The organism is Neorhizobium sp. AL 9.2.2 (assembly GCF_013317225.1).
GTDB lineage: Bacteria > Pseudomonadota > Alphaproteobacteria > Rhizobiales > Rhizobiaceae > Neorhizobium > Neorhizobium soli.
Map to the genome: position 1 here is coordinate 127,517 of NZ_JAALXU010000011.1, position 14,954 is coordinate 142,470.

The 14,954-nt window shown below is 56.1% G+C and carries 14 protein-coding genes and 3 pseudogenes; 9 read left to right on the forward strand and 8 right to left on the reverse strand.

Going from position 1 to position 14,954, the window contains the following annotated elements; genetic code table 11:
• The first annotated feature begins 2 nt into the window (after positions 1-2).
• Both G6K99_RS23045 and G6K99_RS23050 read left to right on the forward strand, forming a co-directional pair.
• A complete protein-coding gene (locus G6K99_RS23045; protein WP_174198093.1) occupies positions 3-1,715 on the forward strand; it encodes a hypothetical protein in 1,713 nt (570 codons plus the stop codon).
• Positions 1,715-2,758 carry a site-specific integrase gene (locus G6K99_RS23050; RefSeq protein WP_174198094.1) on the forward strand — a complete coding sequence of 348 codons (1,044 nt, stop codon included), beginning with the start codon at positions 1,715-1,717 and terminating at the stop codon, positions 2,756-2,758. The genes G6K99_RS23045 and G6K99_RS23050 overlap by 1 nt, the downstream gene beginning before the upstream one ends.
• Before the next feature lie 203 nt (positions 2,759-2,961).
• Here G6K99_RS23050 and G6K99_RS23055 read toward each other — a convergent pair.
• From G6K99_RS23055 to traI, 3 pseudogenes are all read right to left on the reverse strand, one after another.
• Positions 2,962-3,373 (reverse strand): annotated as a pseudogene (locus tag G6K99_RS23055) (TrbC/VirB2 family protein).
• A pseudogene (gene trbB, locus G6K99_RS23060) lies at positions 3,363-4,334 on the reverse strand (P-type conjugative transfer ATPase TrbB). Before trbB ends, G6K99_RS23055 begins: the two co-directional pseudogenes overlap by 11 nt.
• Positions 4,331-4,956 (reverse strand): annotated as a pseudogene (gene traI, locus G6K99_RS23065) (acyl-homoserine-lactone synthase TraI). The pseudogenes trbB and traI overlap by 4 nt, the downstream one beginning before the upstream one ends.
• A gap of 366 nt (positions 4,957-5,322) precedes the next feature.
• Between traI and repA the strand changes: the two are divergent.
• The 7 genes from repA (at position 5,323) to G6K99_RS23100 (ending at position 12,130) form a co-directional block, all read left to right on the forward strand.
• Positions 5,323-6,519 (forward strand): plasmid partitioning protein RepA, encoded by a 1,197-nt coding sequence (gene repA, locus G6K99_RS23070; protein WP_174198095.1) that lies wholly within the window; start codon positions 5,323-5,325, stop codon positions 6,517-6,519.
• A 102-nt stretch (positions 6,520-6,621) separates the two neighbouring features.
• Positions 6,622-7,581, forward strand: a complete 960-nt coding sequence (gene repB / locus G6K99_RS23075) for a plasmid partitioning protein RepB (protein ID WP_174198096.1) — start codon at positions 6,622-6,624, stop codon at positions 7,579-7,581.
• A 174-nt stretch (positions 7,582-7,755) separates the two neighbouring features.
• A complete protein-coding gene (repC, locus tag G6K99_RS23080) occupies positions 7,756-8,970 on the forward strand; it encodes a plasmid replication protein RepC (RefSeq protein WP_174198097.1) in 1,215 nt (404 codons plus the stop codon).
• A 428-nt stretch (positions 8,971-9,398) separates the two neighbouring features.
• Positions 9,399-9,929, forward strand: coding sequence for a class I SAM-dependent methyltransferase (locus G6K99_RS23085; RefSeq protein WP_371816284.1), 531 nt, complete (start codon positions 9,399-9,401; stop codon positions 9,927-9,929).
• Positions 9,930-10,364: 435 nt separating this feature from the next.
• On the forward strand, positions 10,365-10,535 hold the full coding sequence (locus G6K99_RS23090) for a hypothetical protein (RefSeq protein ID WP_174198098.1): 171 nt from the start codon (positions 10,365-10,367) through the stop codon (positions 10,533-10,535).
• Positions 10,536-10,833: 298 nt separating this feature from the next.
• Complete coding sequence (locus tag G6K99_RS23095; RefSeq protein ID WP_174198099.1) at positions 10,834-11,316, forward strand: helix-turn-helix domain-containing protein; 483 nt, start codon at positions 10,834-10,836, stop codon at positions 11,314-11,316.
• A gap of 88 nt (positions 11,317-11,404) precedes the next feature.
• On the forward strand, positions 11,405-12,130 hold the full coding sequence (locus tag G6K99_RS23100; protein ID WP_174198100.1) for an Abi family protein: 726 nt from the start codon (positions 11,405-11,407) through the stop codon (positions 12,128-12,130).
• Between the two features lie 289 nt (positions 12,131-12,419).
• Here the strand turns inward: G6K99_RS23100 and G6K99_RS23105 are convergent, their stop codons facing one another.
• From G6K99_RS23105 to G6K99_RS23125, 5 genes are all read right to left on the reverse strand, one after another.
• Positions 12,420-12,563: a hypothetical protein gene (locus G6K99_RS23105; RefSeq protein WP_174198101.1), complete on the reverse strand. Its 144-nt coding sequence runs from the start codon at positions 12,561-12,563 to the stop codon at positions 12,420-12,422.
• Positions 12,564-12,590: 27 nt separating this feature from the next.
• On the reverse strand, positions 12,591-13,622 hold the full coding sequence (locus G6K99_RS23110; protein ID WP_174198102.1) for a PIN domain-containing protein: 1,032 nt from the start codon (positions 13,620-13,622) through the stop codon (positions 12,591-12,593).
• A gap of 81 nt (positions 13,623-13,703) precedes the next feature.
• On the reverse strand, positions 13,704-13,985 hold the full coding sequence (locus G6K99_RS23115; RefSeq protein ID WP_174198103.1) for a recombinase family protein: 282 nt from the start codon (positions 13,983-13,985) through the stop codon (positions 13,704-13,706).
• The gene (locus tag G6K99_RS23120; RefSeq protein WP_174198104.1) at positions 13,927-14,526 is read right to left on the reverse strand and encodes a hypothetical protein; all 600 of its coding nucleotides are present in this window, start codon (positions 14,524-14,526) and stop codon (positions 13,927-13,929) included. Before G6K99_RS23120 ends, G6K99_RS23115 begins: the two co-directional genes overlap by 59 nt.
• A 181-nt stretch (positions 14,527-14,707) precedes the next feature.
• Positions 14,708-14,954, reverse strand: a 247-nt coding sequence (locus tag G6K99_RS23125) for a tyrosine-type recombinase/integrase (RefSeq protein WP_174198105.1), incomplete at its 5' end; no start/stop codon positions are given.

Consider the following 14,954-nt stretch of genomic DNA (forward strand, 5'->3'; position numbering starts at 1 on the left):
ACATGACAACTCATCATCAGAGTCAGCCGACGCTGGCTGACGTCCAAGCCACCCTCCGCGGCGCAACAGATATCAAGCCTGCAAAGCGCCGCCGTATCGAAAACGCGTTTACCAGCGTTTGGCGCTACACGGGGGTGGCACTTCGGGACATTCCTGCCACCATGCCCGGTCTGGTCAAGATCATGCAGACCATCGAGCCGGCCGCGCACGGTATCAAGCGGGCGACCGTCACCAATATGCGCAACCTGGTGATGCACGGAATGAAGCACAGCGGGCTCGTGCCTGAACTCGCTCATTATGGGGAGCACCGCAAGCCGCTGTCGCCGTCCTGGTCGGTCGTGATGTCGCGGGTTGCCACCCTCCACGAGAAAACGACGCTGTGGTCTTTCGTCCACTATCTCAACGATGATGACCTTGCGCCATCGACAGTCTCTGACGCTCAGTTCGACGCCTTCGTAAAGCATTTGGAGGCGACGTCGGCTCGCGCCAATCAGCATACGCTGACGCGCGCCACCGGCCGCTACTGGAATGAGCTGCGAGTTCGCTACCCGGACCTTAAGCTTCAGGAACTCACCATTCCAGCCTCTCGCTTGCGTCGGCACTCCAATGCAATTTCAGATTTCCCCCATCCGTTTCAGAACGACCTCAAGATTTATCGTGCATGGCTCGTAGGAGATGACATCTTTGATGACAATGCCCGCGATCGCTCCGTCTCTGAACGTACCGCTGACATGTACGTGCGCCGCATTCACCGGGTGGTGTCCATTCTCGTCGCTGGCGGATTGCCGATTCAGAAGCTGACTGGACTTCATGTCCTTGTTGAACCTGACATGTTCAAGCGCATTCGCACCGCGCTGCAGGCCGCCGATAAGTCTGCACAGCTCACAGAGACGTTCCAGACGCTCATCCAGTTAACCCAGATTGCCAAGGATTGGCTTCGTTGCGACGGAGAACATGTGCAAAGGCTGGTGAAGGAGAGAAAGAAGATCAAGAAGCCGGTCATGGTCATGACAGATAAAAACAAGAAGCTCGTGGCACAGTTCGATGACCCGGAAACCACAAAGCGCCTGTTCAAGGCGCCAGCAGAAATCTGGAAGCGTGTGAAGAAGGATTCGAAGCTGTCCGACCGGACACGCCTGGCGAAGGCTCAGGCCGCTCTCGGAATTGGGATTTTGACGACGATGCCGCTCCGCCTTGGAAACCTTACCGATCTTACCTTCGGCAAGACGATCATTCTGCGGCCAGGTGGCACGTCCAGCATTATCATTCCAATGGAGGCTACGAAGGCCCGCCGTGCTATCGAATTCGATATTCCCGATTATCTCGCAGTGATGCTCGGAGAGTATTTCACGGACATCGCTCCGGCCATGCTGGGCTGCTATCCGAAACAGCTGTTTTGCCGTACAGACGGCGTTGGAAAGGGTTTTGCGCAGGTTCGCTATCTGATCCAGAGTTATTTCAAAGAGTATGTCGGGTTTCACATGAACCCCCATGCCTTTCGGCATCTGTGTGCCAAGCTGATTTTGGACAACGATCCCGGTGCTCATACGCTGGTGCAGGAGTTGCTGGGCCACAAGAGCGTGGAGACGTCGACTGCCTTCTATGCGGGACTGAGCTCGCGGCGTGCCGGGCGGCACCACAACGCGCTCATCCAGCAGACGATGGAGCGCGAGGATGCGGCGCCAGGTCGCCGCCGCAAGTCAGGAGCTAAATAATGGCCAAGCACGTCAACAAGGGGCTGGCATTCGATAGCTGGCCGGCAGACGACCGCGCGATGTTTGAAAACCTGACCGTCGAAGGAGCCGTCGATGACGGCCCCTGGCTGCAGTTGTCAGCGACTACCATTCGCAATCGCCGCTATTCCTACGGCCACTGGCTTGGCTTCTTGCGCAAGGCCCACGCTAGGCTCCTGAAAGAGCCTCCAGGAGCACGGGTCACTGCGGAAGCGGTCAAAGACTATGTCCTTGCCTTGCGGCAAAACAATACTGAGACGGCAATTTCGATTCAGCTGCAGCGCCTCTATTTTACTATTTCTGCTGCGGTGCCGCAAAACGATTGGGGCTGGCTCTTCCGCTTGACCCGTCGTGTCCGCAAGCGCGCAGTGCCGCTTTCCAAGCCATATGTACCCAGTGTCGACCTGTATCGTCTTGGGCTTGAACTTATGGAGGATGCTCGCAACAAATCGGCGCTCTTCACCCGCATTATTCGATCCCAGGCTGAACAGTTTCGGGACGGTCTCATGATCGCTTTCTTGGCCATTGCGCCGATGCGGCGAGCTGGATTCACGAAACTCTGCCTCGAAGAGCACGTCATCAAGATCGGTGGGATGTGGCGGGTCTTTCTCTCCGCGGATATGGTCAAAACCGGGTTGCCGGAGGATTTTGAAATACCAACGGATCTTGGGCGCTTTGTCGACGAATACGTTCAAACCTATCGGCCGGCCTTTCCGAATTCTGATGCCCATGCTGGCATGTGGCCATATGGCGATCGGCCCATGACCGACAAAATGGTGCGTCGTTATTTGTGCAAACACACGAAGGACCGTCTTGGGACCGCAATCTCTCCACACGGTTTCCGGCGCGGCGCTGCATCATTCCTGGCGGCGGCGGATCCGAAGAGCGTTCGTGCGGCAAAGGACCTTCTTCAGCATCACAGCTTCGCAGTGACTGAAAAACATTACATTTATGGTGCCAATAGCCGGCGTGCCGGTCAGTCGCTTGCCGAGATAATCGCACAAAAGGCGGCGGAGATCGAATGAACGACATTCGTAGCGGGGATAAGATCGCCCGAATGATTTAAACGGCCATCGTCTCTTAGACTTGTGCCGCAATGATGACGTCGCGCGATAACACGTCCTGTAGAAGATCTGGCGGAGTAGATCCGGCGCATAGCGGATCGTATTTGGCAGCGGGCGGTGCGCCCGGACCGCGACCAGCCGGAAAGCGATGCCGACCGTGCTGCCTACGTCAGAACGACGCCATGACCCCCTCCCCGCTGTGGCCGGCGTCGCCTTCGGTTCGGGAGTTCCTTGCTCGGCTTTGCGTGAACCTCTCCGATCGACGCGCCGGTCGCGCTGAAAGGGCAATGATCTGGGGGCTCCAAGCAGTACGCCCCCAACGATGGCGACGTAGCAAAGCCGTCTCGCGAAATCATTCAGTTCGCCTCCGAAGATCAGCATGGCGCCGGCAATGGCGACCGCGGCCAGCGCGATGAACCCGGCGACTGGCCCCGTGATCGATTGCTGGATCTGTTGCAGTGGCGATTCCCAAGGAAGACCGCCGCCTCCCGATGAGGCCAGCGCTGGTTCTGCGAGACCGACTGAGACTGCGACCAGCGCCGCGCAGGTGAGTAAAATATTGGTTCTACGCGACATGGCTGTCCTCATCGATGTGGGCATAGTGTTCGGTCTGGTAGCGGCCATTGCGGTATCCTTCGATGTAGATAACCTCGCGGACCCGCCTCCCCTTCCCCGTTCGCTCAATAGAGACGATGAGATCGACTGCCTCGCCGATCACCTCCTGCATTGGCTGCTGGCTGGCCTCCGCCGTCAGCTGCTCCAGCCGGCGCAAGGCTGACATCGCCGTGTTGGAATGGATCGTGGTGACGCCGCCCGGGTGGCCGGTGTTCCAGGCCTTGAGCAGCGTCAGTGCCGCGCCGTCGCGGACCTCGCCAACGATGATGCGATCCGGACGCAGGCGCATTGTGCTCTTCAGCAGGCGGGCCATGTCGATGGTATCGCTCGTGTGCAGCGACATGGCATTCTCGGCCGCGCACTGGATTTCGGCGGTGTCTTCGAGAATGACCATCCTATCGTCCGGGGCCGCGGTGACGATCTCGGCGATGATGGGGTTGGCGAGTGTGGTCTTGCCCGATCCCGTGCCACCCGAGATGACGATGTTCATCCGCGCATCGATCGCGCATCGAATTGCCGAAGCCTGTGCTTAGGTCATCACCTTCGACTTCACATACTCTGTCAGTGGAATGAGGCGTGAAGCACGACGGCGGATGGTGAATGCCAGTCCGGAGACCACCGGTGGCAATAACCCTTCGAAGAGGTGTCCGCCAATCGGCAGTCCGCCGGAGATGATCGGCCGCTCGTCGTCAGCCTCCGACTGCAGGGCATGCGCAACACTACCGATGACGACTTCGGCTGCGGCGGTGCTCATCGCGCCGGCCAGTGCAACGCCGTGCCCCAGCCGCTCGATGAACAGCCTGCCGTCCGGATTGAGCATGATCTCGACCACGGTGGCGTCATCGAGGGCGATGCAGAGTTGGTCGCCAAGCGCGTCCTGTAGTTTGCGGACCAGGCGAGGATGAGAGCGGAGCTGGGTCACGCAGCGCTCCTGAGCAATGCTCCGTCGGTCCGGGGAAACGACTGATAGCCAGGAGGGCATACCTGCTCGAAGCTGCCACGGTCGGCCGGCAGGCTTCCGGCGACAGCGATGGTGTTGCCGATCGGAGCCGGTTCACCGAGACGCTGCATCGGCCATCCCGCTCGCTTCAGGATGCGCTCGAAACGGAGATCGGTGGCCGTGACGAAGCCGCTCGCCATCGACCATTCGATGAGCCCGGCGAACAAAGTGAGCGTCGCAAGATGAGCTTGCCCCCTCCCCTTGCCGCAGCCAAGGACGTATCGATGCAGAAGCGCGAACTCTCGACCATGCCCGAATGAGGTGAAGCGAGCCCGTATCGAGAGGCTGGGGGAAGGTTTGCTCCAGCATCGTCGGGCCAGAAGCTGGAAGAAGATGAACGCAACCTGCAACCAGTCCATCGTCGGCAATTGCCAGAAGATAAGTCGGCTCGCAATCGTAGTACTGGTCGCGCTCTTCTCTCCCCGTAATCGAAACGTCCCGGGCGAGACGTCCGCCGGATACCGTCGCGCGAAGACGGTGCATCTGTCTCAGGTCGTTGCGATAGCGCTCGTATTGGTCGGGTGCGACGGCTCAATATCCGCATGATGATCTCCGCTTGAACAAGGTCATGCGGACAAAAATCATCTCCTTCAGCGTGTGCATACGTGCAGATCTGCACCTCAGGTGATTCTAGCGACTCGCTAGTCAGGCTCTTAGAGCGGGAGCGTGTGGGCAGCTACGATGAGGAGATTTATGTGCAAATCTGCATTTCGCCCTAACAAGATTGACTTGCGCAAACAGATGTAAGTGACAGATTCAAATAAAGGAATCGGGATGAGCCGCTGATACGACGAAAACGCGTTAACTATTGATTAACTTTAAATATCTTGCAAACCATGCTGAAATCGGTTGTGCTATCCACGGCAAATAGGTGTGTTTACGAAAATTACCGTGTGTACGAGAGGAAGTCGTGGAAAATCCCGCTCAGCTTCAAAAGGCTATTCATAAACTGATCGCGGCCCACGCGCGAGACCTCTCGGGAGCGCTGCACGAACATCGTGTAAAGTTGTATCCGCCAGAGGCGCGCAAAACTTTGCGTTCCTTCTCCTCGACGGAAGCTGCAAAGCTTATCGGTGTCAACGACGGATATCTTCGTCACCTCTCGATCGAAGGCAAAGGTCCTCAGCCTGAAATTGGCAACAACAATCGTCGCTCCTATACGGTCGAAACGATCCAGGCCTTACGCGAATACCTTGATCTAACCGGGAAAAACGATCGCCGCTACTCACCCAAACGATCAGGCAAAGAGGATTTGCAGGTCATCACTGTTGTCAATTTCAAAGGTGGCAGCGGGAAGACGACAACAGCTGCACACTTGGCGCAATATCTCGCCCTGAACGGCTATCGTGTTCTTGCGATTGATCTTGATCCGCAGGCCAGTATGTCGGCACTGCACGGCTTCCAGCCGGAGTTCGACGTCAAGGACAATGAGACGCTTTACGGTGCGATGCGCTATGACGCTGAACGTCGCCCGTTAAAAGACGTGATCAAGAAGACCTATTTCGCCAACCTTGATCTGGTGCCAGGCAACCTTGAGCTGATGGAGTTCGAGCACGATACGGCAAAGGTCTTGGGCTCGAACGATCGGAAAAACATCTTCTTCACGCGCATGGACGACGCGATTGCTTCAGTCGCGGACGACTATGATGTCGTCGTCGTCGACTGCCCTCCGCAGCTTGGCTTTCTAACCATTTCCGCTCTGTGTGCAGCAACCGCCGTCCTCGTCACGGTTCATCCGCAAATGCTGGACGTCATGTCCATGTGCCAGTTTCTTTTGATGACATCGGAATTGCTGAGCGTCGTCGCAGATGCAGGCGGAAGCATGAATTACGACTGGATGCGGTACCTAGTCACTCGCTACGAGCCCGGTGATGGTCCTCAGAACCAGATGGTATCGTTTATGAGGACGATGTTCGGTGACCATGTCCTAAATCATCCAATGTTGAAAAGTACAGCTATCTCCGACGCCGGGATTACGAAGCAGACGCTCTATGAAGTCAGCCGTGACCAGTTTACGCGCGCCACCTACGACCGGGCGATGGAGTCGCTGGACAACGTGAATACTGAAATCGCACAGCTCATTCAAAGCGCATGGGGGCGGAAATGAGAACGCTCACATCTCGCGTAGAAGCGCAAAAGTTGTCAGCCGGAAACTTTCGGGAAACCCCTTATTGTGGGACGGCAATCTCGACACCCGAGGGGGCTACTAATGGCTAGAAAACACCTGCTCTCCGACCTTGCTGGACCAAAATTGCCAGCCGGAAACTCCGAAGACACTGCCGCGCAGGATGCTGCCACTCCGCAGTATTCCCCACGTGGTGCGATAGGTGCGGTCTCGCGCTCCATTGAGCTTTTGAAGTCTCAGTCGCTTACGGAACTCGATCCAGATCTCATTGACGCGCCGCTCGTGGCAGACCGCTTGGAGGAGCCTCCAGAGCAGTTCGAAGAGTTCGCTCGTAACATAAAAGAGCACGGTCAGCAGGTCCCCATCCTCGTGCGCCCTCACCCGTCTGTCGAAGGTCGATACCAGATCGCCTACGGGCGCCGACGCCTGAGAGCAGTGAAGGCTGCCGGCATCAAAGTGAAGGCTGCGATTCGCACCTTGTCGGATGACGAGTTGGTTCTGGCGCAAGGGCAAGAGAACAGCGCTCGGCAGGATCTTTCATTTATTGAGCGCGCCCTATACGCCGCAGAGCTTGAAGCCGGTGGATTTCAGCGGCCGGTCATCATGGCGGCGCTTGCGGTTGATAAAAGCAATCTTTCCCGGTTGATCCAGGCCGCCAAACAGCTTCCAGCAGATATTATCCGCTTGATCGGCCCGGCCCCTAAAACCGGTCGGGACCGTTGGTACGAATTGTCAGGCCGCCTGGGAGAAGATGGCGCTTCCGAAACTGCCCGTACGTTACTCAATGACGATGCGGTGAAAAGTTTGAATTCTGACGAGCGTTTCGCTCGAGTATTCGAAGCTGTCACCCCTAAGAAGACAAAGGCAGTGAAGACTGAAACGGAAGTTTGGAAAGCTGAGGACGGCACCAAGGCCGCTCGTTACAAGCAAGAAACGCGTACGCTGACTTTAATTATCGACAAAAAGGCCGCTCCGGATTTTGCGGACTACCTGATGTCGGCCCTCCCAGAGATCTACGCTTCGTTCAAGAGGTCGAAGCAGTAGGGCGAATCGCAAACAGGAAAGGAACGATAGCGCAAAGAAAAAGCCCTCCGAAACGGTGTTCCAGAAGGCCTCTCTCAGTTTGGTCGCTTAGAGAATCGCATTTCCCGGAATCCCAGTCAAGAGTCAACGCCGTCCTGGCGTAGCCTTTTCTTTGCCTTTTGAAAGGTGAAAGAAATGCAGACAGGAAGTGTAACGACGCCCTTTGGGCGGCGGCCGATGACGCTCGCCTTGGTGAAGCGGCAAGTGGCCACAAACGATATCAAGGCCGGGAAAACGGTCGAGAAATGGAAAGTCTTCCGTGATGCCTCGGAAGCGAGAGAAGAACTCGGCCTGCAGTCGAACAGCCTAGCTGTGCTCGACGCGCTCCTGAGCTTCTACCCGGAAAACGAATTGCGCCAGGACGCGCAGCTCGTGGTGTTTCCTTCAAACGCGCAATTAATCCTTCGAGCCCACGGCATGGCAGGCGCCACGTTACGTCGTCATCTTGCGCTTCTGGTCGATGCAGGCCTTATTGTTCGCAAGGACAGCGCCAACGGTAAACGCTATGCGAGGAAGAACGGCGCTGGCGAGATCGAGAATGCGTTTGGGTTCGACCTTTCGCCAATCCTTGCCCGATCCGAAGAGCTTGCCGTCATCGCGCAAAAAGTCGTCGCTGCTCGGTTCGCATTCCGTAAGTCCAAGGAGAACCTGACAATCTGCCGCCGGGATGTCCGCAAGCTTATCACTGCTGCGATAGAGGAGGGGGCGGACGGTGACTGGATGGCGATTGAGGCGATGTACACTGACCTCGTTGCCCGCATTCCACGGTCTCCAACCCTTGCTGACGTCGCCAGCATCCTCGATGAACTTGAGCTTCTCCGGGAGGAAATCCTTAATCTGTTGGATACGCAGTCGAATTCAGAATTTAATAGCACCAATGCTGCTCATATTGAGCAGCACATACAGAGTTCAAAATCCGAATCCTTAAATGAACTTGAACCTAGCTCTGACAAAGAGCAGGGCGAAAAGCCGAGCAATGGCCGCGGGCCTAACAGCGAGACGTTGAAGGCCTTCCCTCTGGGTGTAGTGCTGAAGGCGTGCCCGCAGATTATCGACTATGGACCGGCAGGCGCTGTGGGTGGTTGGCGCGATCTCATGTCGGCCGCGATCGTGGTGAGATCGATGCTGGGCGTCAGCCCGTCCGCCTACCAAAAGGCCTGCGAAACCATGGGGCCCGAAAATGCAGCGGTTGCGGTTGCCTGTATCCTGGAGAGGGCAGGACACATCAATTCCGCCGGTGGCTATCTGCGTGATCTCACCAACCGGGCGGGGCGGGGCGAGTTTTCCCTTGGACCGATGGTCATGGCACTGCTGCGATTGAACGGGGAAGCCGGAAAGAGATCGGCGTAAATGACAGTTGAAAGAAAGACGCTCCAAAACTGCGGAACGCCATACGCCGCGGCGAGGTGTCAGTCTTCAGAACGATCGGTGCGTGAAGGCACTGATAGTACAGTGATATTCTTTCCTCGCTGTTAGAGTTTCCGGCTGGCAACTTTTTTATGGGACGTGGAAATTGGATTCAATCCAGTGTCATTAATGGCATGATGAAACGGTTGGCGCATGATGCCGAAGATAAAAGGATCGCTGCAAATTGAGCGGCTGCTGTCCAAGACCGACCAAAGGAGTTGGACAGCAACCGCCTAACAGATTTGCACCAGCATCTGCCATCGTGACATGTGCATAACTCCTTATTCTGCGACGTCGCAAAAGTCGGAAAAACAAGTCTCGCTTTAATCGGGAGATTCTCGAAACCGGAGATAAGGATTGACCCTAAGGCCATGACCGACGCCGCCGCCCACATCATAGATCTCTATCGTCGTCATGCAGGCGTCTGGACAAGTGCTCGCGGTACGGTGCTGTGGGAGCGTTCATGGATAGAGCGGTTTGCCGACCTCCTGAGGCGAGGAGCGCCGGTGCTCGACACTGGATGCGGATTAGGCGAGCCGATTGCTCGTTTCCTTGCCGGCAGAGGTCATCCGATTACCGGCGTGGATGCTTCACCAGAGATGATTGCCCTGTTCAGGGCGAACCTGCCCGGCGAGATGGCGGAAACGATAGACATGCGCTCGCTGAAAATGAACCGAAGAAATGGCGGGCTTATCGCTTGGGACAGCTTCTTTCACCTTACGCCTCACGATCAGCGCATGATGTTTCCCATCTTCCGGGACCATATCGAACCGGAAGCTCCACTGTTGTTCACTAGCGGTCCCAACTTCGGCGAAGCTATGGCACGTTGGAAGGGAACCCCTCTATCATGCCAGCCTCGACCCCGACGAATACTGCCTGCTGCTCGACCAGAATGGCTTTGACGTGTTCTGGCCCATGTTGCGGAAGACCCTGACTGTGGCGGGCACACGGTCTGGCTGGCGCGTCAGCGGTAGCCGTGAGGGTATCGCGAAATTCCTAAATTTCGGACGCTGCAAAAGGCCGCTATAAAAATCGAGCAAATTCCGGGAATTTCGCGAAAGCGACGGCGGAAAGCCAAGTCCAAGGGGCAATGTTTTGAATATCGCATCACCTATTCGCACTCTGCGCCTGCCGTCCGATCTCGATTACTATGATACGCCCGTGACAAAGCCGCAAGCCTTCGCAAACTCGACCGCACCAGTCGCCCGTACCGTGGCTGGGCGGAAAATCAGAGCCTAAAAGGCCGCATCTTATCCTCGCAGGCGTGCTTACATTTGAGAGCGACTGGAGTCCGCCGATGGGCAAAACCTTAACGGATCTGCTCGACGCAGGCCCCGGTGAAAGCCTCGATCTGGGATGCATCGCTGCCCATGGATGGTTCGCGCGAAACGCGGAAAGGGAAGCCCGCGACGGCTTTCCTTATGGAGCTCATTGCCCGGCTGCAGGAGATCGCCACTGTGCCCATGATTGATGACCGGGCCTATTCGCCTTGGCTGAAGGAAACCTGAGTTTCAGCCAAATTCGCCGTTTCGATCGGTAAGCCGGCATGCTAAAAGGGGTCTGTACCGTAAAAAACAGATGCAAGGGTGCGGAAATTGGCGAACCCACCTGTCTGGCAGGAAATTACCCCACGTGGGTGCAAAATCCTACCACTAAAGGAGCGTGTATCTTATAGCGCAATACGGGGATACAGCACAATTAGCGTATGTACGGGTACCCCCTCCAATTTCCATACCCCAAATAGCCTGTAGCATTGAATGCCTGTATTGGCCCGCGTATCTTCTTTGCATGAAGGAGATTCAAACGATGAGCGCCAAGACTACTGAAGCAGAAGTGATCGACTTTCCCAAGCCAGCTGCCCGCAAACCGTCCTCGACGGAGCGTATCTGGGGCAAAGCCATTTATAGTCACGGCTATGCCGGCATTCCCTCTATCCTGATCCAGGCGCAGCGCCGCCTTGGCATCAACTCAATGCAGATGAATATCATCATTCAGCTGCTGGATTACTGGCATGAGCCGTCCCGCAAGCCGTTTCCTGCGAAGAAGGAACTGGCAAAGCGGATGGATGTCACCGAAAAGACCATCCAGAACAATATCCGCGCCCTCGAAAAGGTCGGCTATATTCAGCGTGAGATGCGCAAGACGGCTGCAGGGGACTGGAATAGCAACATCTACCACCTCGACGGCCTGATTGCGAAGGTGCAGGCCCTGGAGCCTGAATTCGTGGCCGAGAAGAAGCAGCGCAAGGAGGCCAAGGCCGCCCTGCAGACGCCGAAGGGCCTCAAGTGAGGCAGGCAAAAAATTACCCCGGCCGCATGCCTAGGGCAGAGACGGTACCGGGGTGTACGAATACCAATGTAAAGCAGGTGGAGAAAAGATGCAAGAGGAGGTAGGTAAGCCGGTTTCCTATGAAGCGCTTGAAATGGCGCTCTCCCTGGAGCGGTTCGGGCGCTATATGGACTGGGCAAAGGGCGACCGTACCCGCGCTATCGAGCTATATACACTCAACACCCTAATTTCGGAAAGCCTTTATACCCCGCTTCAGATGCTGGAAGTGGCCCTGCGGAACCGTATTCATGCCGTCATGACCGAGGCCGTCAATGAAAGCTGGCTCCATGAGACCGGTCAGCTGCTGGGTGAATGGCAGCCCGATCAGCTCGCCAAGGCTATCCATGACATCGAGGAGGACAGGAAGGAGCCCATCCCTGGCCGAATCGTCGCCGCGCTGACCTTCAGTTTCTGGACTGCCATGTTCGGCAAGGATTATGAGACGTTGTGGCAAACGACACTGCACAAGATCGGCCGCAGGCCGGATGGAAAAGGGCTGCGAAGGAAGGATTTCTCAGGCCCCCTTGCGCAGATCCGCAGTCTGCGAAACCGTATCGCGCATCATGAGCCGATCATCATGTGGAATCTCCCCAAGCGTCATGAAAGCATGCTGGAAATGACCAGCTGGCTTTCGCCCCCTGCCGCTGAATGGTGTCAGGTGCACTGCCGCTTTCCTCAGGTGTATCCGCAGTCGCCGATCGAGCTGTATCAGCCACCCAAGGAAAAGAAGCCTGAGAAAGCGGCCGTAGATGCACCCCTCGCCACGAGCAGCTGAACGTCGATTATCGGCGAGTTGTCCCAATTTGCTGATCCAGCAACCCCGTCAATGACACACCATCCGCCTCAGCCTTACGTGCCACTTCTTGCAACACCTCGAAATTAATTAGAAAAACCTGATACTGTCCCGTTCCCGATTGCCATCATCTCGGCATGCGGGAGCGCACGAATTTTCGCCAGGTGATCTGGCGCGATCAGCGTGCTTCAGAGAGTTCGCAACGCCGGACACGGCTTTCCAGCCTTCTTTTTTTATTATCCCGTCAAGCTGAGCGGCAAAACCGTCCTGATTACGGTGCGGGTAAAGGTCGAAAAGAACCTTCAGTCTTGCAAAGCCGAGCGTATGCACTGACAGTGCTATCGGCAATGTCGAAATAGAGGTCCATGGCTGTTTCAAACTGCCGGCGTGCGGCTTCGGCTTTGCCGATCGTCATTGATCTCTCCATAGCTTTTGATGGCGTCTAGGTATCAAGCATATCCCAGTCGTCACCAGTGACCCAACGCAGGGCGGATAGCTTTCCGTTGATCATCCCCCACTCGAAATCGTCCCACGGGCCTAGATTGTCGATTCCGACCTCATCTTCCGTTCTTTTCGCGGCCGCAAGCGCGCCGGCCCATACCGTGTCGAGCGTTTGATCCTGACGATAGGGCGACCGGGAATATTCGGATTCCGGCACCACATGGTGCGTGCCGTCTTCAATTTCCGTCCGGAGGTTCGAGTGCCGGTTATACCAGACCTGGCGGAATAGCAGGTGCTCGGCCTCAAGGATCTCCGACAGTCTCCGGAACTGCGGCGAATAATTGAATTCAGCGTCATGATCTTCGAGCAGATCCGGATCGACATCGTTCAGCGTATCGAGCAGCGAAACCCAGTAGCTGGATTTCGGCGGCGCAAAGAGTGGCAGCAGATCCGGATGCGGCAGCCGGCGATCGCCGTTCGGATCACTAAAGTCCTTGATGTTATAGGTGACAAATCCAAAGCGTGTCTCGTCATCGGCCGGGTGCGCGACAGCGTCCGCATATAGCTCGATGAGAATAGCGTCGCTGACGCTATTTTTAGACCGGTGGTAGGGCGCCAGATTGGCAAGCGCCCTGTCCGTCACGCGCCCCTTGATCGTGTCGGTGGTCAGGACCGGGTTTTTCGCAAGCAGCAGCTTTTCTATCGCTTCCACGGCACTCAGGACAGCGTCACTCCCAGTGGCGATCTTGTGATCGACCTCGTTGAGGCCCTGCAGGGTAGGGGCCTTGATGTCTTCAGCCCCGAAATGGTTGACCGCTTCGCGGACCAGTCTGAAATGAGATTGTAGGCTGCGCTGCGCTTCAGTGATGACGCGGCTCTTGTTCCTCAGAAATTCATCGACGACGATCTGGGGAACGATGAGCCTGATTTCATCCGCTGCGACCAGGTCTTCGAGGGCGCTGATCAGTGGCTGCGACCTGTAATCCTTGGAGAGGTCGAGCCATACGCATGTATCGATCAGCAGATGCAACATTGAATGGGGCGCCGGTTTATGGAGTTAATCGGGAAATCATGCTGTGACTGACGTTATAGCTTTTTGCGATTTCCGTCAGTGTTACCAGTCCCAGTTCGCAACGTGCCGTTGCTTCTTTGCGCTGATGGTCGGTAAGCTTTGGCTTACGGAGTTTTTGACGCCGCGCGCCTTTGCCGCCTCGTGCCCGCGCGCTGTGCGGTCGAGGATGCGACGGCGTTCGAGTTTGGCCGCAACGCCGAGGATTGCCAGAACCACGTCGGTGAAATCGCTTGTCGTGACGACTTCCGATGCCAGTGACTGCCCCCTAATATCGCGAATATCCTGATTTTGACGGCTGAACGTGCGGAGCGCCTGCAGAAACAATTTGTCTCTCCAAAAAGGTCATCTGCACAAGCGGCCAGCTAAATCCTCCAACAAATGCGAGGCCCGAGATTACAAGCGCTGTCGCCCATGAAACTTTCCAGCAGGTTTGGTTCGTCCAAGCCTGCTCAGCTTTTTCATGTTCCGCCTTTGACTGATCGATAAGCTTGTTCCGCTCCGTGTTCCCTGGATCGGCGAGAGAGTGAGGAGATGAAATAATTTCAGGCATGGAACGTAGCGCTGAATTTATATTATCCCGATTGTGAGCGCTCGCGAAGTGAGCGCTTTTTTCCGACGCACGCATCGCTAAAGCAAAGGTAGCAATTCCGGCTGAAACGATGCCAATGAGAAAGCACCAGAAGCTGTTGATCAAGTACGCGAAACTGTAGCCGGGGTCTGGTAAGTTTGCGGCTAACGTCGCCATTGCGATTGCCCCACCCGCAGAGGCTGTGCCAAGCCATACGTGAAGCTGACGCAGATAGTTTTCGCTTTCCTGAGCGTAGTTTTGAACAAGCCTCTTTGTATCTTCTGTGTTGAAAGTCATCACACAATCCCCTCGCTACGGAGATATGTAATGCCGCTTAAAGAGATCCGTAAGGCTTAATTTCTGTCGCAAAATTCGGTCGCCAAATTTGGAGTTTTGCAACCGAATTTTGCGACAGAATTTTTCCCGACTTTCCAGTGTAGCTAATTTTGTTGCAAAAATTAGGGAAAGTGAGCGAAAACTACTGAATAAGCCTTGCGGCCCGTCCTGTCCGTCTGGTTGCGTTGTTGTAATAAGTGGAGGCCTGCTGGACCGATCTATGTCGCGACTGCTCCATAGCTTCTGGCAGGGGGACGCCACGATTGGCAGCCTCCGTGAGATAACCCGACCGCAGCCCGTGCGCCGAAAACTCCCCAGGCTCCAGTCCAGCCATCTCCGCCCGTTGTTTGACGATCTGGTTGACTGCACTCGGCTCCAGCGCGCGCTTC